The 18,887-nt window shown below is 70.5% G+C and carries 14 protein-coding genes; 7 read left to right on the forward strand and 7 right to left on the reverse strand.

The features are described 5' to 3' along the window. Positions 1-7: 7 nt before the first annotated feature. Positions 8-3,547, reverse strand: a complete 3,540-nt coding sequence (dnaE, locus tag ACFVFH_RS01305) for a DNA polymerase III subunit alpha (RefSeq protein WP_383761727.1) — start codon at positions 3,545-3,547, stop codon at positions 8-10. A 180-nt stretch (positions 3,548-3,727) separates the two neighbouring features. On the opposite strand from dnaE, the gene ACFVFH_RS01310 reads away from it, so the two are divergent. From ACFVFH_RS01310 to ACFVFH_RS01330, 5 genes are all read left to right on the forward strand, one after another. Then, a complete protein-coding gene (locus tag ACFVFH_RS01310) occupies positions 3,728-5,053 on the forward strand; it encodes a DUF2252 domain-containing protein (RefSeq protein ID WP_383761730.1) in 1,326 nt (441 codons plus the stop codon). 155 nt (positions 5,054-5,208) lie between these two features. Next, a complete protein-coding gene (locus tag ACFVFH_RS01315; RefSeq protein WP_383761733.1) occupies positions 5,209-5,634 on the forward strand; it encodes a hypothetical protein in 426 nt (141 codons plus the stop codon). 176 nt (positions 5,635-5,810) lie between these two features. Beyond that, positions 5,811-6,530, forward strand: coding sequence for a hypothetical protein (locus ACFVFH_RS01320; RefSeq protein WP_383761734.1), 720 nt, complete (start codon positions 5,811-5,813; stop codon positions 6,528-6,530). A gap of 47 nt (positions 6,531-6,577) precedes the next feature. Further along, positions 6,578-7,393: a DsbA family protein gene (locus ACFVFH_RS01325; RefSeq protein WP_383761737.1), complete on the forward strand. Its 816-nt coding sequence runs from the start codon at positions 6,578-6,580 to the stop codon at positions 7,391-7,393. Between the two features lie 96 nt (positions 7,394-7,489). Beyond that, a complete protein-coding gene (locus ACFVFH_RS01330) occupies positions 7,490-9,151 on the forward strand; it encodes an alkaline phosphatase D family protein (RefSeq protein ID WP_383761739.1) in 1,662 nt (553 codons plus the stop codon). A gap of 60 nt (positions 9,152-9,211) precedes the next feature. Here the strand turns inward: ACFVFH_RS01330 and ACFVFH_RS01335 are convergent, their stop codons facing one another. Then, entirely contained in the window at positions 9,212-9,790 is a 579-nt protein-coding gene (locus tag ACFVFH_RS01335; protein WP_383761742.1) for a dienelactone hydrolase family protein, read from the reverse strand. 37 nt (positions 9,791-9,827) lie between these two features. Here ACFVFH_RS01335 and ACFVFH_RS01340 point away from each other — a divergent pair, with 37 nt between their 5' ends. Further along, positions 9,828-10,949: a mechanosensitive ion channel family protein gene (locus tag ACFVFH_RS01340; RefSeq protein WP_383763480.1), complete on the forward strand. Its 1,122-nt coding sequence runs from the start codon at positions 9,828-9,830 to the stop codon at positions 10,947-10,949. 89 nt (positions 10,950-11,038) lie between these two features. On the opposite strand, the gene ACFVFH_RS01345 is transcribed toward ACFVFH_RS01340, so the two are convergent. After that, the gene (locus ACFVFH_RS01345) at positions 11,039-12,625 is read right to left on the reverse strand and encodes a Na+/H+ antiporter (RefSeq protein WP_383761744.1); all 1,587 of its coding nucleotides are present in this window, start codon (positions 12,623-12,625) and stop codon (positions 11,039-11,041) included. Between the two features lie 240 nt (positions 12,626-12,865). On the opposite strand from ACFVFH_RS01345, the gene ACFVFH_RS01350 reads away from it, so the two are divergent. Then, positions 12,866-15,181, forward strand: a complete 2,316-nt coding sequence (locus ACFVFH_RS01350; RefSeq protein WP_383761747.1) for a hypothetical protein — start codon at positions 12,866-12,868, stop codon at positions 15,179-15,181. A gap of 219 nt (positions 15,182-15,400) precedes the next feature. On the opposite strand, the gene ACFVFH_RS01355 is transcribed toward ACFVFH_RS01350, so the two are convergent. The 4 genes from ACFVFH_RS01355 to ACFVFH_RS01370 are packed head-to-tail and all read right to left on the reverse strand — an operon-like array spanning position 15,401 to position 18,342. Then, the gene (locus tag ACFVFH_RS01355; RefSeq protein ID WP_383761750.1) at positions 15,401-15,883 is read right to left on the reverse strand and encodes a GNAT family N-acetyltransferase; all 483 of its coding nucleotides are present in this window, start codon (positions 15,881-15,883) and stop codon (positions 15,401-15,403) included. Next, entirely contained in the window at positions 15,880-16,821 is a 942-nt protein-coding gene (locus ACFVFH_RS01360; RefSeq protein ID WP_344516363.1) for an RluA family pseudouridine synthase, read from the reverse strand. The genes ACFVFH_RS01355 and ACFVFH_RS01360 overlap by 4 nt, the downstream gene beginning before the upstream one ends. Positions 16,822-16,844: 23 nt before the next feature. Beyond that, a complete protein-coding gene (lspA, locus tag ACFVFH_RS01365; protein ID WP_383761752.1) occupies positions 16,845-17,447 on the reverse strand; it encodes a signal peptidase II in 603 nt (200 codons plus the stop codon). Positions 17,448-17,505: 58 nt separating this feature from the next. Then, on the reverse strand, positions 17,506-18,342 hold the full coding sequence (locus ACFVFH_RS01370) for a TraR/DksA C4-type zinc finger protein (RefSeq protein WP_383761755.1): 837 nt from the start codon (positions 18,340-18,342) through the stop codon (positions 17,506-17,508). Positions 18,343-18,887: the final 545 nt, after the last annotated feature.

Genomic DNA, 18,887 nt, shown 5'->3' on the forward strand with positions numbered 1-18,887 from the left:
CGGGGGCTCAGCCCGCCAGGCAGGACGGGCCGAGCAGCACCTTCAGGTCGCCGAAGAGCGCCGGATCGGGCTTGACCCGGTGCCGGTCGAGCCGGAGCACCGTGGTCTTGCGGGGGCCCTGGAGCCTGATGCGTACCTCGGTGTCGCCCCGGTGGCTGCTGAGGACCTCGCCGAGGCGGCTGACCATGGGCGGGGTGATCTTGACGGTGGGGATGGTCAGCACCACGGGGGCGTTGGTCCCTGCGTTGGAGATGTCGGGGACCTGCATCTCCATGGCGACCAGCCGGGGCACGTCCTCGCGCTTGTCCAGGCGGCCCTTGACGAAGACGACGGTGTCCTCGACGAGCTGGGTGGAGACCAGCTGGTAGGTGGCCGGGAAGAACATGCACTCGATGGAACCGGCCAGGTCCTCGACGGTGGCGATGGCCCAGGCGTTGCCCTGCTTGGTCATCTTGCGCTGGAGGCCGGAGATGATGCCGCCGACGGTGACGATGGCGCCGTCGGCGTGCTCGCCGCCGGTCAGCTGGGAGATCGAGGAGTCCGCCTTGTCGGACAGCACGTGCTCCAGGCCGAAGAGCGGGTGGTCGGAGACGTACAGGCCGAGCATCTCGCGTTCCTGGGCCAGCAGGTAGGACTTCTCCCACTCGACGTCGGAGAACTCCACGTCGAGCCCGAAGCCCGGCTCGTCGCTCTCCTCCTCGCCCATGCCGCCGAAGAGGTCGAACTGTCCCTCGGCCTCCTTGCGCTTGACCTGCACCACGTTGTCGATCATCGGTTCGTGGTGGGCCACCAGGCCCTTGCGGGTGTGGCCCATCTCGTCGAAGGCGCCGGCCTTGATCAGCGATTCGACGGTGCGCTTGTTGCAGACGACCGCTTCGACCTTGTCCAGGAAGTCGGGGAAGGTGCTGTACTTCCCCTTCGCCTTGCGGCACCGGATGATCGAGTCGACGACGTTCTGGCCGACGTTGCGCACGGCGGTGAGGCCGAAGAGGATCACGTCGTCGCCCTGGGCGGCGAAGTTCGACAGGGACTCGTTCACATTGGGCGGCAGCACCTTGATGCCCATGCGGCGGCACTCGTTGAGGTAGACGGCCGACTTGTCCTTGTCGTCCTTGACCGAGGTCAGCAGCGCCGCCATGTACTCGGCGGGGTAGTTCGCCTTGAGGTACGCGGTCCAGTAGGTGACCAGGCCGTACGCGGAGGAGTGCGCCTTGTTGAACGCGTACCCGGCGAACGGGACCAGCACGTCCCACAGGGCCTTGATCGCGGCGTCGGAGAAGCCCTTCTCCTTGGCCCCCGCCTCGAAGAGGACGAAGTTCTTCGCCAGCTCCTCGGGCTTCTTCTTGCCCATCACGCGGCGCAGGATGTCGGCCTCGCCGAGCGAGTAGCCGGCGACGATCTGGGCGGCCTTCTGCACCTGCTCCTGGTACACGATCAGGCCGTAGGTGAGGCCGAGGACGTCCTTGAGGGGCTCCTCCAGCTCCGGGTGGATCGGGGTGATCTCCTGGCGGCCGTTCTTGCGCTCGGCGTAGTTCGTGTGCGAGTTCATGCCCATCGGGCCCGGCCGGTAGAGGGCCGAGACGGCGGAGATGTCCTCGAAGTTGTCGGGCTGCATCTGGCGCAGCAGGGAGCGCATCGGCCCGCCGTCGAACTGGAACACGCCGAGCGTGTCACCGCGGCAGAGCATCTCGTAGGTCTTGGGGTCGTCCAGCGGGAGGGCGAGCAGGTCCAGCTTGATGCCCTTGTTGGACTCCACCATCTTCACGGCGTCGTCCATGATGGTGAGGTTGCGCAGGCCCAGGAAGTCCATCTTCAGCAGGCCGAGCGACTCGCACTGGGGGTAGTCCCACTGCGTGATGGTGACGCCGTCGGTGTGCCGCACCCAGATCGGGGCATGGTCGACGATCGGCTCGCTGGACATGATGACGCCGGCGGCGTGCACGCCCATCTGCCGGACCAGGCCCTCGACGCCCTTCGCGGTGTCGATGACCTTCTTGACGTCCGGCTCGTTCTCGTACATCCCCCGGATCTCGCCCGCCTCGCTGTAGCGCGGGTGCTTGGGGTCGGTGATGCCGTTGAGGTCGATGCCCTTGCCGAGGACGTCGGCGGGCATGGCCTTGGTGAGCCGGTCGCCCATCGCGTACGGGTAGCCGAGGACCCGGGCGGAGTCCTTGATGGCGTTCTTCGCCTTGATCTTTCCGTAGGTGCCGATCATGGCGACCTTGTCGGCGCCGTACTTCTCGGTCACGTACCTGATCACCTCGACGCGCCGACGCTCGTCGAAGTCGATGTCGACGTCGGGCATGGAGACGCGCTCGGGGTTGAGGAACCGCTCGAAGATCAGTCCGTGCTCGATCGGGTCGAGGTCGGTGATGCCCATCGCGTACGCCACGATCGAGCCGGCGGCGGAGCCTCGGCCGGGGCCGACCGCGATGCCGTTGTTCTTCGCCCACATGATGAAGTCGGCGACGACCAGGAAGTACCCCGGGAACCCCATCTGGATGATGATGTCCATCTCGTACTCGACCTGCTTCTGCCGGTCCTCGGGGACACCGCCCGGGAAGCGCCGGTCCATGCCGACGCGGACCTCCTCCTGGAACCAGGTGATCTCCGTGAAGCCGTCCGGGATCTCGAACTTCGGCATCAGGTCGCGCTTCTCGAACATGCCGGTGGTGTCGATCTGCTGCGCGACCAGCAGGGTGTTGGCGCAGCCCTCCTGCCAGGCGTCGGAGGAGTCGACGGCGTACATCTCGTCGGTCGTCTTGAGGTAGTAGCCGGTGCCGTCGAAGCGGAAGCGGTCCGGGTCGGAGAGGTTCTTGCCGGTCTGGATGCAGAGCAGGGCGTCGTGCGCGGTGGCCTCGTGCGCGTAGGTGTAGTGCGAGTCGTTGGTCACCAGCGGCGGGATGTTCAGCTTCTTGCCGATTTCGAGGAGCCCGTCACGGACCCGGCGCTCGATCTCGATGCCGTGGTCCATCAGCTCCAGGAAGTACTTGCCCTCGCCGAAGATGTCCTTGTAGTCGGAGGCGGCCTGGACGGCCTCGTCGAACTGGCCCAGCCGCAGCCGGGTCTGCACCTCGCCCGAGGGGCAGCCGGTGGACGCGATCAGGCCCTCGGACCACTGGGCGATGGTCTCCTTGTCCATGCGCGGCCACTTCTGGAGCCAGCCCTCGGCGTACGCGTCCGAGGAGAGCTTGAAGAGGTTGTGCAGTCCCTTCGCGTTCGACGCCCAGATCGTCTTGTGGGTGTAACCGCCCGAACCGGACACGTCGTCGCGCTTCTGGTGCGGCTGGCCCCACTGGATCTTCCGCTTGTGCTTGCGCGACTCGGGGGCGACATACGCCTCGATCCCGATGATCGGCGTGACGCCCGCCTTCTGCGCCGAGTGGAAGAAGTCGTACGCCCCGTGGAGGTTGCCGTGGTCGGTCATCGCGATGTGCGACATGCCCATGTCGTTGCAGGCCGCGAACATGTCCTTGAGCCGCGCGGCACCGTCCAGCAGCGAGTACTGGGTGTGGACGTGCAGGTGCGTGAAGGGCGGCTTGGTCACGGCGCTGTGCCTCCGGGAAACGGGCGGGGACTGACTGGGGGGACAGCGTGGAAGTCTACGTCTCCGGGGCGACGATCGACGGGCACTCCCGGATACGGTCACGCGTTGGAAGGGCGGGAACACCCGTCCGATTTGTCATGTACGTCGTCATGCACGTCAGGTACCAGGAGGCACCCAGAGATGTCGGAAGCGCAGACCGGCGCGGCGCAGCGCGGGGAGCAGATTCTTGAGGTCTTCGACACCGCGTTCGGGGAGCTGCTGGCCGCCGATCCGGCCGCCTTCCGGGTCAAGTTCCGCAAGATGGCGGGCTCGGCGTTCGCCTTCTACCGGGGCACGGCGTGTCTGTTCTACGACGACCTGGAGCGGGAGCGGCACGGCGGCCCCTATCTGGACGAGCGGACCGGCCGGGTGTGGATCCACGGCGATCTGCACGCGGAGAACTTCGGCACGTACATGGACGCCAACGGCCGGCTGATCTTCAACGTGAACGACTTCGACGAGGCGTACGTCGGCCCGTTCACCTGGGACCTCAAGCGGTTCGCCGCCTCCGTCGCCCTGATCGGCTACGCGAAGGCGCTGGGCGACGACCAGATCAGCGGACTGGTGCGGGTCTACGCCGCCGCCTACCGGGAGCGGATCCACGCGCTGGCGACGGGCGCGAAGAACGACGAGCTGCCGCCGTTCACGCTGGACACCGCCGAGGGTCCGCTGTTGGACGCGCTGCGTGACGCCCGCTCGCTGACCCGGTTCTCGCTGCTGGACTCGATGACGGAGATCCGGGACTTCGAGCGCCGGTTCGCCCCGGGCGGCGGGGCCGTCGATCTGGACGCGGCGACGCGCTACAAGGTGCTGGCGGCCTTCGACGGCTATCTGGAGACGCTGCCGGAGTCGAGCCTGACCCGGCCCGACTCGTACCGGGTGAAGGACGTCGTCGGCCGTCGCGGCATCGGCATCGGCTCGGCCGGGCTGCCCTCGTACAACATCCTTCTGGAGGGCAACAGCGACGCCCTGGAGAACGATGTGGTGATCTACCTCAAGCAGGCCCAGACCCCGGCGGTCTCCCGGCACATCACCGACGCGTCCGTGCGCGCGTACTTCCAGCACGAGGGCCACCGCACGGTGATCTCGCAGCGCGCCCTCCAGGCGCACGCCGACCCGTGGCTCGGCTGGACCGAGCTGGACGGGACAGGTCAGCTGGTCGCCGAGGTGTCCCCGTACGCGGTCGATCTGGACTGGTCCGACATCGACGAGCCGGAGGAGATCGCGGCGGTCGTCGCCGATCTCGGCCGGGCGACGGCGACGATGCACTCCGCCGCGGACGACGAGAGCGGCCACTCACTGGTGCCGTTCTCCACCGAGCGGGCCATCGACGCGGCGATCGCGGCCGACGAGGAGGGTTTCGCCGGTCTCCTGGTGGACTTCGCCCACAGCTACGGCGCCCGCGCCCGCGCCGACCACCAGATCTTCGTGGACCTCTTCCGCAACGGGCGGATCCCGGGTCTGTAGCGGGGCGTCCGGCCCACGCGTCCCGGCGGCAACCGCCGGGCGCATGGCTGGATTTCGCCCTATCCGACTGCGCAGATAAAGTCCCTTGGCACTGCGGATGGCTTCCTTGTACCTTCACTTGCGTTGATCTTGACCGAATCATCAAGGAGGAATCCGTGAATCGTCGAGCCACGCTGACCGTTGCCGCCTGCATAGCCGCTGGAGCTTCACTTCTCGCCGCACCCGCCCACGCGGCCGAGCGCGACACGTCCACGAAGGCGTCGCAGAACGTTTCGGTCATGAGCAGCGACCGGGTCAAGTGCACCAGCCTGAGCAACGGACAGCTCTGTATCTCCCTGAACACGAGCCCCTCGCGCATCGAGATCATCTACACCAAGAGCGGCGGCTCGACCATCAAGGCGAACCTCGGGTTCCGCCAGAACGGCACGTCCTGGAGCCCGCTGAAGACCATCAGCACCGGTGAGCGCGCCGTCGCCACCTGGAACATGAGCTACCCCTGTGGCAAGAAGTACGTGGGGCTGATCAAGGTCCAGGGCCAGGGGACCTTCGAGACCCCGGCCGCCACCCCGCCCTGCGGCTGACCGAGCCGACGCGCGGTAGTGCCTGCGGGCAGGTCCTGAACCTCCGGAGGGTGGGTCGTACCCGCCCCCGGGGGGCCTCCCGCTCCCGCGCCTCCAGGGTGTCCGGCCCGGCCCGCGGCGGCCGATCGGCACCCTTCGGGGTCCGTCCACAGCCGCACATGCGACACTCCTCGACGATGGACATATCCGGGACGCAGCTCAGAGTCGTTCGCGCGGCGCTCTTCACAGCGCTGGTCGTGACGCTCTCCACCGCGTCCCATGTGCTGCTCTCCCGGGTCCCCCTGCCGCTGGCCGCCGTCGCCCTGCTGGCCGGCGCCGTGTTCGCCGTGGCGTACGCGCTGGCCGGCCGCGAGCGCGGCTTCGGGGCCATCGCCGGGCTGCTGGTCCCGCTGGAGCTCGCCGCCGACACCGTCTTCACCACCGGTCAGCACGTCTGTTACGGCGCGGCCGGCGGCCCGATCACGGGGCCGCTGCGCTCGGTCGGCGTCGACGTGCTGTGCGGCGGGATGGTCGGCACCGGTGCGGCACGGGCCGGGTCCGGGGTCATCCCGCTCGCCTCGGTGACCGACGCCGGACACACCACGGCCGCACTGCTGGCCTCGCCCGGCCCCGCGGTGCCCTGGCTGCTGCTCGCCGCCCATGTGTCGGTCGGCCTGCTCGCGGCGGCCTGGCTCCGGCGGGGCGAGTCCGCGCTGGCCGGTCTGCTGGAGGCGGCCGCCCTGCTGGCGTTCCGCCCGCTGCTGGTCGCGGTCGCCGCCGCCGGTACGGCCCGCCGCACGGTGCTCCGCCGGCCGCGGCCCGCCGGACACGGCCCGCATCTGCTCGTACACGCCCGTCTGCTCGTGCACTCCGTGGGACGGAGGGGACCGCCGCGCTCGGCCTGCGCCATCGCCTGAGCACGCACATCCCCGACGACATACCCCTCACCGCAGGAGACACAGACATGAGCAAGCGCAACAGCCAGGCCAACAAGTCCGCGGCCCGCGAGCGGCTGCGCGCCGAGCGCGAGCGCCAGGCGAAGAAGGACAAGGCCCGCCGGCAGATCATCGTCGGCCTCTCGATCGTCGGTGTCCTGGCCGTCGTGGGCGCCGGTACCTGGGGCATCATGGAGATGAGCAAGCCCTCCCACTGGGAGGCGGCCAAGGACGAGAAGAAGGTGACCGCGCCCAAGAACACCTCGGGCGAGAACGGCACCACGGTCGTCATCGGCAAGTCGAGCGCCAAGAAGACCCTGGAGCTGTACGAGGACTCGCGCTGCCCGGTCTGCGCCACGTTCGAGCAGACCGTCGGTGAGACGGTGCACAAGGACATCGACGCCGGCAAGTACAAGATCCAGTACATCGGCGCCACCTTCATCGACGGCGGCGCCGGCGGCGAGGGCTCGAAGAACGCGCTCAGCGCGCTCGGTGCCGCGCTCGACGTCAGCCCCGAGGCCTTCCTCGACTACAAGTACGCGCTCTACTCCGCGAAGTTCCACCCGGAGGAGACCGTCGACAAGTTCAAGGACGACTCCTACCTGATCAAGGTCGCCGACTCGGTGGACGCCCTGAAGGGCAACGCCGCCTTCCAGAAGAACGTCAAGGACGGCACGTTCGACGGCTGGGCGATGAAGATGTCGGCGAAGTTCGACGACAGCGGCGTGCGGGGCACCCCGACGCTGAAGATGAACGGCAAGGCGCTCACCGACGGGAAGAGCGAGAACGCTCCGATGACGGTGGACGACTTCAACACCGCGGTCACGGCCGCGCTGAAGGGCTGACGGCCGGCGACGTCCCGGCAGCGGTTTCCCGACGGGCAGGCGAACTTCCTTCGTTCGCCTGCCCGTTCGGCTTACCGGTCAGTAGGGTGCTGCTCCGTGACCAGTCGACGCCTTTCCCCGCCGCTCTCCGCCCCCAGCCGCCGCACGGTCGTCAAGGCCGCCGCCGCCACCGCCGTCGTGGCCCCGGTGCTGGGCTCCGCCGCCTCCGCGCGCGCCGCGGACGGGCCCGCCTTCCTGCACGGCGTCGCCTCCGGCGACCCGCTCCCCGACGGCATCCTCCTCTGGACCCGGGTCACCCCGGCCCCCGACGCGGTGCCGGGTTCGGGCCGCGGCGCCGATACGGCGGTGCGCTGGGAGATCGCCGAGGACAAGGGGTTCGCCCGGGTCGTCGCCCAGGGCACGACCGTCGCCGCGGCCGCCTCCGACCACACGGTCAAGGCCGATGTGCGAGGCCTGTCCCCCGCCACCACGTACTGGTTCCGCTTCTCGGCGGGGGAGGGCGCCCGGACCGTCTCGCCGGTCGGCCGCACCCGGACGGCACCGGCGGCCGGGGCCGCCACGCCCGGTGTGCGGTTCGGGGTGGTCTCGTGCGCCAACTGGGAGGCCGGGTACTTCTCCCCGTACCGCCATCTCGCCGCCCGCACCGACCTGGACGCGGTCCTGCACCTCGGGGACTACATCTACGAGTACGCCTCGGGCGGTTACCCGGCCGCGAAGTACACCGTCCGGCCGCACGAGCCGAGGCACGAGATCCTCACGCTCGCCGACTACCGCACCCGGCACGCCACGTACAAGACGGACGCCGACCTCCAGACCCTGCACGCCACCCACCCGGTGATCGCGATCTGGGACGACCACGAGTTCGCCAACGACGCCTGGTCGGGCGGGGCCGAGAACCACACCCCGGGCACGGAGGGTTCCTGGGCGGACCGGGCGGCGGGCGCCAAGCAGGCGTACTTCGAGTGGATGCCGGTCCGCGCCTCCACCGAGGGGACCGTCTACCGGCGGCTGCGCTTCGGCGACCTGGCCGATCTCCACCTCCTGGACCTGCGTACCTTCCGCTCCCAGCAGGCCTCGGTCGGCAGCGGCGCGGTCGACGACCCGGAGCGCACCATCACCGGCCGGGCGCAGCTGGACTGGCTGAAGGCGGGGCTGTCCGGCTCGGACGCCACCTGGCAGCTGGTCGGCACCTCGGTGATGATCTCGCCGGTCGCGTTCGGCGCCGTCCCGGCCCATCTGCTGGGGCCGCTGGCCGAGTTGCTGGGGCTGCCCGAGGAGGGCCTGGCGGTCAACGTCGACCAGTGGGACGGCTACACCGACGACCGCAAGGAGCTGATCGCGCACCTGCGGGACCGGTCGATCACCAACACGGTCTTCCTGACCGGCGACATCCACATGGCGTGGGCCAACGACGTGCCGGTGAAGGCGGCCACGTATCCGCTCTCCGCCTCGGCCGCCACCGAGTTCGTGGTGACGTCGGTGACCTCGGACAACATCGACGACATCCTGCACGTGGCGCCGCAGACGGTCTCGGTGGTCGCGGCCGCCGCGGTCAGGGCCGCCAACCGCCATGTGAAGTGGGTGGACATGGACTCGCACGGCTACGGCGTCCTCGACGTGACCGCCGAGCGCTCGCAGATGGACTACTACGCCGTCTCCGACCGGACGAAGCGGGACGCGACCTCCGCCTGGACGCGTTCGTACCGGACGCTCAGCGGGACGCAGAAGGTCGAGCGGGTGGACCGCCCGGTGCGCTGAGGTTTCGTCTCCCCCGTCCGGGGGCGCCGCGTGGCCCCGCGCGTGCGGGGCCGCGCGCGGTCACAGCGTGGCGAGGAAGCCCAGCGCGACCTTCCAGGCCAGCTCGGCCGACGCCTGGTCGAAGTCGGGCAGTTCGGCGTCGGTGAAGAGGTGGCCCGCACCCGGGTAGCGGTAGATCTCGACATCGGCGCCGGTCCGCTGCATCTGCAGGTACCAGGAGTTCAGCCAGTCGTGCGTCTCGAACGGGTCCGGGTCGGCGACGTGCAGCTGTACGGGCAGCTCGTCCACGGAGGCGTTCTCGGCGATGTCCGAAGTGCCGTGGAACATCAGCAGGCCGCGGGCCTTCTCGTCACCGAGCGCCAGGGTCTGCGCGGTCGAGGCGCCGAACGAGAAGCCCGCGTACACCAGGCCCCGGTCGGAGTACGGGGCCGCGGCCAGCACCGCCCTCCTGAGCAGCTCGTCCTTGCCCACCTCTTCCTTGAAGGCCAGGCCCGCCTCGACGGTGTCGAACGTGTGCCCCTCGAAGAGATCGGGCACCTGCACTTCGTGCCCGGCGGCACGAAGCCGGTCGGCCGCCGCGTGCACCGCGGGGCGAAGACCGTACGTCGAGTGGAAAAGCATGATGTTCATGGGACCCATGGTGCCAGTTACGGTCGGAAGCATGGAGAACGACGGGATGGAGAACATACTGCGGCCGCTGGTCGTCGTCGGCGGCTCGGTCGTCATCACGCTGCTGGTCGGCGCCATGGTGGACCTGCTGCTGAGACGGGCCGACGGCCGGCACCCCGACACCCCGCTGTGGGGGCTGCTGCGCCGCTGCCGGATCCCGCTCCAGCTGACGCTGTGCACGGCGCTGCTGCGGGGCTCGTACACCCACACCCGGCTCGCGGTGATCAGGGACCACCAGACCGGTATCGGCCAGGTCCTGAGCCTGGTGCTGATCGGGGCGTCGGCCTGGCTGGTGGTACGGATCGCGACGGCCGTCGTCGATTCCCTCTACGCGCGGTACGCGGCGAACACCCCCGATCCGGCGCGGGTGCGGCGGGTCCGCACCCAGGTGACGCTGATCCAGCGGGTGGTCACCGCGATCGTGGCGGTGGTCGCCATCGGCGCGATGCTGCTGACGTTCCCCGCGATGCGGACCTTCGGCACCTCGATGCTGGCCTCGGCCGGTGTGCTCGGCATCGTCGCGGGCGTGGCCGCCCAGTCGACGCTCGGCAATCTCTTCGCGGGGCTGCAGATCGCGTTCGGCGACATGGTGCGCATCGGCGACACGGTGGTGGTGGACGGCGAGTGGGGCACGATCGAGGAGATCACGCTGACCTTCCTCGCGGTACGGACCTGGGACGAGCGGCGGATCACGATGCCGGTCTCGTACTTCACCAGCAAGCCGTTCGAGAACTGGTCGCGCGGCGGCTCCCAGATGACCGGCTCGGTCTTCTTCCACCTCGACCACTCGGCGCCGGTCGCCGCGATGCGCGAGCAGCTGCGGGACATCCTGGGCGAGTGCGCCGCCTGGGACGGCCGCGACTGGTCCCTCGCCGTCACGGACACCACGCCGTCGACGATCCTGGTCCGCGCGGTGGTCACGGCGAAGGACTCGTCCGACATCTGGACGGTGCGCTGCGCCGTACGGGAGCAGCTCATCGGCTGGCTGCGCGAGCACCATCCGTACGCGCTGCCGAGGATCGCGACGTCCCCCGCGGCGTCCGTGCCCGAGGCGTGGCCGTATCCGGTCGGCCCGGCGCACGAGCGGCCCGCGGACCTGGACAGGACGCCGCGCACGGGGCGCGGCTGACGGGGCGGCGGCGAAGACGAAGACGCTGCCGACGGGGCGGCGGGCGAAGGCGCGGCCACCGCTTCGTTGCGGGCGGGCACCCGCCCGCCTCACCGCAGGCTGCGGACGTCCAGCTGGCGCAGGACCCGGTCGACGATCTCCGGGTCCGCGCCCGCCTCGTTGCGGGCGGACAGCACCGCGTGGCGGGCGGCCGACATCATCTCGCGCTGGATGCGGCTGACCGCCTTGAAGCGCTCGGCCCGCTGGGCGTACGCCTCGCGGCGCTCGTCGTCGACCATGTCGGGGCTGATCCGCGCCCCCACGTCGTACGCCAGCCGCTGGAGCCGCTCGGCGACCTCGTCCGGGAACTCCTCGACCTCCTGGATCTCCTTGAGGCGCTGCTTCGCGGCCTTCGCGGCCCGGATGGCGAGGTCCTTCTCCAGCGCCTCCTCGGCGTCCGTGTCCGCCTTGACCCGGAGCTTGCGCACCAGCCACGGCAGGGTGAGTCCCTGGATGACGAGCGTGGCCATGATCACGGCGAAGGCGATGAAGACGATCTCGTCGCGGCCCGGGAACGGCTTCCCGTCGTCGGTCTTCAGCGGGATCGCCAGCGCCAGCGCGACCGAGGCCACACCGCGCATCCCGGCCCACCACATGACGACGGTCTCCCGCCAGCTGGTGGGGATCTCCTCGCTGACGTCGCGCCGGGTGTGCAGCCGCTTGGCGAGCCAGGTGGCGGGCAGCAGATACAGCAGCCGCACCCCGACGACGACCACGACCACGGCGAGTCCCCAGCCCAGCATCTGGAGTTCGCGTCCGTCGGCGGTCCCGAAGACGTTGTGGAGTTCGAGGCCGATCAGCCCGAAGGCGACCCCGGTGACGAGGGTGTCGACGATCTCCCAGAAGGTACGGCCGGTGAGCCGGCCGAGGACGTCGTCGGCGTCGGCGGTGTGCTCGGCGAGGAAGAGCGCGGTGGTCAGGACGGCGAGGACGCCCGATCCCATCAGCTCCTCCGCGAGCACGTAGCTCACGAACGGCACCAGCAGGGTGAGGCCGACCTGGAGCGTGGCGTCGCCGAGCAGGCCCATGAGCTTGATGGTGAGCCAGCCGAGCACCAGGCCCACCACCACGGCGACCACCGCGGAGAGGATCAGCAGCCCGAAGGCCTCCGGCAGCGAGAAGCTTCCGCTGACCGCGGCGGCGATGGCCACGTGGTACAGCACGATCGCGGTCACGTCGTTGAAGAGCCCCTCGCCCTCCAGGATGGAGACGAGCCTGCGCGGCAGCCCGACCGAACCGGCGACCGCCGTCGCCGCGACCGGGTCGGGCGGCGCGACGAGCGCGCCCAGCGCCACGGCGGCGGCGATGGGCAGTCCGGGGACGATCGCGTTGGCGACCGCGGCGACGGCGGCCGTCGTGACGAAGACCAGCGCCACGGCCAGCAGAAAGATCGGTCGTTTATTGGCGGCGAACTGCCGCCAGGAGGTTCGCTGCACGGAGGCGTAGAGCAGCGGCGGAAGCAGCGCCGGAAGGATGATCTCGGGCGGGATGTCCACATTGGGCACGAAGCTGAGGAACGCCATGCCGACCCCGGCGAGCGTCATCAGCACCGGCGCGGGGAGCCCGAGACGCTCACCCAGCGGGACCGTGACCACAGCCCCGAGCAACAGCAGGAGGAGCAGTGCCATTTGATCCACGGGGTGCCTTCCGGAGCGCGGGACGCCGATCTCCGTGATCGGCTGATCTCACCGGAAAGCCTGCCATGCGGGGTCCGCAATCCAGACAACACCCCCTGATTCCCGCCCCTGGGACCGGCATTCCTCCGATGTCTACACGGTCGGCCCCCTTCCGCTGCCCTCGCGGGACCGGCAGTATGCGGCGTGCGTGATTCAAGGACAGGAACCTTCACCACATACATGACTGGTTGGAGAAGCCACGTGACCGCGTTCTCCCGAAGGCACTTCGTCTCCACCGCCGCTGCCGGAACCTCCGCGCTCTGGCTCGCCGGATCCCGTACCTCATGGGCGGCGCCCGCCCCCGGACCGGTGGGGCGCCCGGCCGTCGACGTCCACGAGAAGACCGTCCGAGGCGCCGCGATGACCTGGCGCACGCTCCCCGCCGGCTGGCAGGAGGCCCCGTTCCTCGCCAACGGCCGCCTGGGGGCCCAGCTCTACGCCGGAAGCACCGCCAACACCCTGAAGCTGATGCTCAGTCACAGCGAGGTGCAGGACCAGCGCGGCCAGTGGCGCGGCGGCATCGGCTTCTCCCGCCTGCCCATCGGCCATTTCACCCTGGCCCTCGCCGGGGAGATCACCGCCGTCGACTGGACCCTGGACCCGTACGACGCCGAGTTGCGCGGCACCGTCACCACCACCCGCGGCTCCCTGGCCTTCTCCGCCCTCGTCCAGAACGACACCGGCGCCCTGCTGGTGTCCACCCGGCCCACCCCCGGCGAGGAGCCCGCGGCCTGGTCCTTCCAGTGGCTCCGGGCCGCCACCACCCGCACCAGCGGCAAGCCCGAGGACTACACGCCCAATCCGGACCCCCGGACCGGCGACGGCTTCGTCGAGCAGCCGCTCCTGGCGGGCGGCGGCTGGACCACCGCCTGGCGCGAACGGCGCGAGGGCACCGGCAGACTGCTCGCCGCGCACCTCGTGTACCGCTTCCCCGGCCGGGTCTCCGAGGCGACCGCCGAAGCGCTGCGGGCCGTGGACCGCACCCTCGCCACCGAACCGGACCGGCTGGTGGAGCGGCACCGCCGCTGGTGGCACGCGTACTACCGGCGCAGCTTCCTCTCCGTGCCGGACAAGCGGCTGCAGAGCTTCTACCTCCTCCAGCTCTACAAGCTCGCCGCGTCGACCAGGGCCGACGGCCCGACGATCTCCGAATGGGGCCCGTGGTTCCCCGAGGTCGGCAACAACTGGACCGCGGTCTGGTGGAACCTCAACGTCCAGATCGGCATGGCCCCCGTCCACGGCTCCAACCATCCCGAACTGGACTCGGTGACCGGCGCCTTCCGCCGCTTCGAGCACCATCTCCCCGCCTCGGTCCCGGCCGAGTACCGCGACGGCGAGAGCTACGCCCTGGGCCACCCCTCCGACTGGCAGCTGCGCGCGGGCGACACCTACGACGTCGGCGCCCCCGGCTCGGCCCATGTCTCCGACAACTTCGGCAATCTCACCTGGGCGCTGCACAACGTCTGGCAGTCCTACCGGCACTCGATGGACCCCTCGGTCCTGCGCGACGTGGTGTACCCGATCCTCGCGAGGGCCATCCACTTCTACGCGCACTTCCTGCACGAGGGCCCGGACGGCCGGCTGCATCTGCCGGAGACCCGCTCCCCCGAGTACGCGAACGCCGTGGACTGCACCTACGACCTGTCGCTGATCCGCTGGGGCGTGCGCACCCTGATCGCCTCGGCGGCACTGCTGCGGAACGACGACCCGCGGCTCGGGCGCTGGCGGGACATCGACCGGCGGCTCACCCCGTACGCCGAGGACCCGGCGGCCGGTGTGATGATCGGCAAGGCCGTCCCGCTCGCCGACTCGCACCGGCACCACTCGCACCTGCTCTGGCTCTACCCGCTGCGCGAACGTAGCTGGGACCGCACTGGGGACCGCGCGGTGATGCGGCGCTCCATGGACCACTGGGTCTCCATGCGGGAGCTGTGGCACGGCTACAGCTACGCCACCGCCTCCTCCATGTACGCGGTGATGGACGAGCCGGAGAAGGCCCTGGACTTCCTGACCTTCTTCACCGATCTGAACGTGGTCGCGGACTGCGCGATGACGGTCAACACGATGTACCGGGAGGGCAGGAACCTCGCCCTGGAGAGCCCGCTGTCGGCCGCCCAGTCGATGCTGGACATGGTGGTGCAGGGGCACGAGGGGGTGGTGAAGGTCTTCCCGTCCGTCTCGGAGCGCTGGGCGGACGCGTCGATCGCCTCGCTGCGGACCCAGGGCGCCTTCCTGGTGGACGCGGACCGCTCGGGCGGCGCGACGCGCTGGGTACGGGTGCACAGCGAGGCGGGCGCGCCGCTGACCCTGGACCACTCGATCACGGGCCGGGTCGAGGTGCGGGACGCGCACGGGCGCCCGCTGCGCTGGCGGGAGACCGGACCGGGCCGGATCACGGTCGCCCTGCCGCGCGGCTCCACGGCGGTGGTCACCCCGCACGGTTCGCGCCCGGCGCGGACGGCCCCACGCGATGTGCCGTCGAACGGCGCATGGACCCGCTGGGGCCTGCCGGACTGAGCGGGCCCGGACGGGTACGGGCGAGTCCGGGCAGCACGTGGACCCGCAGAGGGCCACCGGACCGAGCCGGTACGGGCGGCGCGTGGCCCCGCAGAGGGCCACCGGACCGAGCCGGTCCGGGCAGCACGTGGCCCCGCAGAGGGCCGCCGGACCAAGCCGGCCGGGCCCGGTCCGGCGGCCCCCGGTCTCAGTCCCGCAGGGCCTCAGCCCCGCAGCACCTCAGTCCCGCAGGGCGCGGCGCATCGCCCGGTGCGGGATGCCCGCGTCCGGGAACTCGGGGCCGTACGCCACATAGCCCAGGCGCTCGTAGAAGCCCGTGGCATGGGTCTGGGCGTGCAGGTCGACGGCGTCCAGGCCCAGCCCGCGGGCCGCGTCCTCGATGGCCCGTACCAGCGCGGCACCGACCCCGAGGCCGCGCGCCTCCCTGGTCACCGCGAGCCTGCCGAGCGAACCCACGGCCGGATCGCCGCCGGTCCTGTCGGCGGCGGCCGGACCGTGCAGCAGCCGCCCGGTGCCCAGCGCCGACCCGTCCGCCGCGATCGCGAGGACGTGCAGCGCGACCGCGTCGAACTCGTCGTACTCGATCTCCTCGGACACGCCCTGCTCACCGACGAAGACGGCCTTGCGGACCAGGAAGCAGGCCGCGAGGTCCTGCTCGTCGGCGGCGGTACGCGTGGTGTACGGGGCGGGCGTCCCGGTCATTCGCTCTCCGCCGCGATCTTGTCCAGGGCCTGCTGGAGGTCGTCCGGGTAGCCGCTGGTGAACTCCACCCAGCTGCCGTCGGAGGGGTGCTCGAAGCCGAGCCGGACGGCGTGCAGCCACTGCCGGGTCAGACCGAGGCGCTTGGCCATCGTCGGGTCGGCGCCGTAGGTGAGGTCACCGACGCAGGGGTGGCGGTGGGCGGACATGTGCACCCGGATCTGGTGCGTACGGCCCGTCTCCAGCTTGATGTCCAGGAGGCTGGCGGAGCGGTAGGCCTCGATGAGGTCGTAATGCGTCACCGAGGGCTTGCCCTCGGCGGTGACGGCCCACTTGTAGTCGTGGTTGGGGTGGCGCCCGATGGGGGCGTCGATGGTGCCGCTCATCGGGTCCGGGTGGCCCTGCACCAGCGCGTTGTACTTCTTCTCGACGACCCGGTCGCGGAACTGCGCCTTCAGCAGGGTGTAGGCCCGCTCGGACTTGGCGACGACCATCAGGCCGGAGGTGCCGACGTCGAGACGGTGGACGATGCCCTGGCGCTCGGCGGCGCCGGATGTCGAGATCCGGTACCCGGCGGCGGCGAGGCCCCCGATGACGGTCGTCCCGGTCCAGCCGGGGCTCGGGTGGGCGGCGACCCCGACCGGCTTCACGATCACGACGATGTCGTCGTCGTCGTGCACGATCTCCATGCCCTCGACGGGCTCGGCGACGATCTGCACCGGAGCGGGCGCCTGCGGCATCTCCACCTCCAGCCAGGCACCGCCCCGGACCCGCTCGGACTTGCCGACCACCGAGCCGTCCACCTGCACCTTCCCGGCGGCCGCGAGCTCGGCGGCCTTGGTGCGGGAGAAACCGAACATCCGGGAAATGGCGGCGTCGACGCGCTCGCCCTCCAGACCGTCGGGTACGGGCAGGTTGCGGACCTCGGGATACGTACTCACCGTTCGAGTATGCCTTGCGGGATCTAGTCCTTGTGCACGGTGCCGTCGGGGTCCAGGCCCTTGAAGGAAAGGATCACGATCAGGACGCCGCCGCAGCAGATCGCGGAGTCGGCGAGGTTGAACACGGCGAAGTGCGCGGGCGCGATGAAGTCGACCACCGCGCCCTGGAAGGTGCCCGGCGCCCGGAAGACGCGGTCGGTGAGGTTGCCGAGCGCACCGCCGAGCAGCAGACCGAGCGCGATGGCCCAGGGCAGGCTGTAGAGCTTGCGGGCGAGCCGGGTGATCACGACGATGACGGTCGCCGCGATGCACGTGAAGATGACGGTGTACGCCTCGCCGATGCCGAACGCGGCACCGGCGTTGCGGATCGCGCTGAGTTGCAGCCAGTCGCCGAGGAGCTGCACCGGAGCGTGGTGCTCCAGCTTCGCGACCACGAGCATCTTGCTGATCAGGTCGAGGAGGTAGGCGAACACGGCCACGGCGAAGAGCACCATGATCCTTCGCTTGCCCCGCCCCGGCGCGGTCTCCCCGCCCCGGTCATCGGCCCGGTCCGCGGCCCCGTCCTCTGCGGTCCCCTCGGCATCGGGGATGTCCGGCGTACCGATGATGCTCTCCGCCTCTGCCACGTGAATCCCTCAACCTAGGTTCCTGACTGAGAACGAGGGTACGACACGCCACCGGGGATCAGCCGCGTCGCTCCTGCTTCTGTTTGTCCTCCACACAGAGCGTGGCGCGCGGGAACGCCTGCATCCGCGCCTTGCCGATCGGCTTGCCGCAGATCTCGCAGAGTCCGTAGGTCCCGGCGTCGAGCCGGGCCAGGGCCCGCTCGGTCTGGTCCAGCATCTCCTGGGCGTTGGCGGCGAGCGACATCTCGTGCTCGCGGGTGATGTTCTTGGTGCCGGTGTCCGCCTCGTCGTCACCGGCGCCGTCACCGGAGTCCCGCATCAGCCCGGCGAGCGCGGCGCTCGCGGTCTCCAGCTCGCTGCGCAGCCGCATGGTCTCGCTGCTCAGCTCGGCGCGGGCCTCTGCCACCTCCTCCGGGGTCCAGGGCTCCTCGCCCGGCCGGACCGCCAGCTCGCCGGGGTCCGTCGTGGCGACACCGCGGGCCGGGGGCACGGGCGCCGCGCCCGTGCCGGCCGTGCGGGTCCGGGCCGCGCTCTTCTTGGCTGCCACCGTGTGGTCTCCCGTCTTCCCGGCGGCCTCGGCCGCCCCCTCGGCCGCGGACGCGGCCTTCTTCGACGCCTTCTTGGCCACGCTCTTCTTCGCGGGTGCCTTCCTGGCCGGCACGCCGTGCCCGGCGTCCACGGGCTCGGCGGACGCCGCCCCCGTACCGGCCGGGGACTTCTTCGCCGCGCTCTTCTTCGCCACGGACTTCCTCCCGGCGGTCTTCTTCACCGCGGCCTTCGTCGCACCGGCCTCCGGGACGGTCTCCATACCCGCGTCGCCGCCCGTCTCCCCGGCCGCCGGGCCCGTGGATCCGGCCGACGCCGTCTTCTTTGCGGCGGTCTTCTTCGCCACCATGGCCGCGGCCCCTTCACATATTGTGATCTTGCACGCGAATCGTGCTGGGACGATAAATCGACCCCAGCCCCGCGGCAACGGGGCACGCCGCCGAATCGCCCCTCCCCGCGTCCGGACACCGACCTGCCTGCATCGGTTGTGCCCAGCTCACCGCCCGGTAATCCGCCTCCCCGCCCTCGCCCCTCGGTCCGCGCCCCGCCGTCTGCCCATTCGGGTCACGCCCCGCCCCCCGGGTTAAACCGGTCGGCCGTCGCCCGTACGGGCCCGTACACTGGGCCCAGCGAGAGGCGTGGATGGGACGAGTAGCGTCGTACGCAGCCAGGAGCGACCCGGGGACGGTGGAAGCCCGGGGGCGAGCGCGTCGTGAAGATCACCCGGAGCCGTCGGAAGAAAGCCGTGGACCATGGGCCCCGCCCACCGGCCCGAGGCGAGTAGACCCGGCATCGCGATCCCAATGAGGGGGTCACGGGCGCACGCCCGGGGCCAAGGAGGGTGGTACCGCGGGAGCCGACGAGGCCCTCGTCCCTCCGACGGAAGTGGAAAAC

The sequence above is a fragment of the Streptomyces sp. NPDC057697 genome, assembly GCF_042799335.1.
GTDB lineage: Bacteria > Actinomycetota > Actinomycetes > Streptomycetales > Streptomycetaceae > Streptomyces.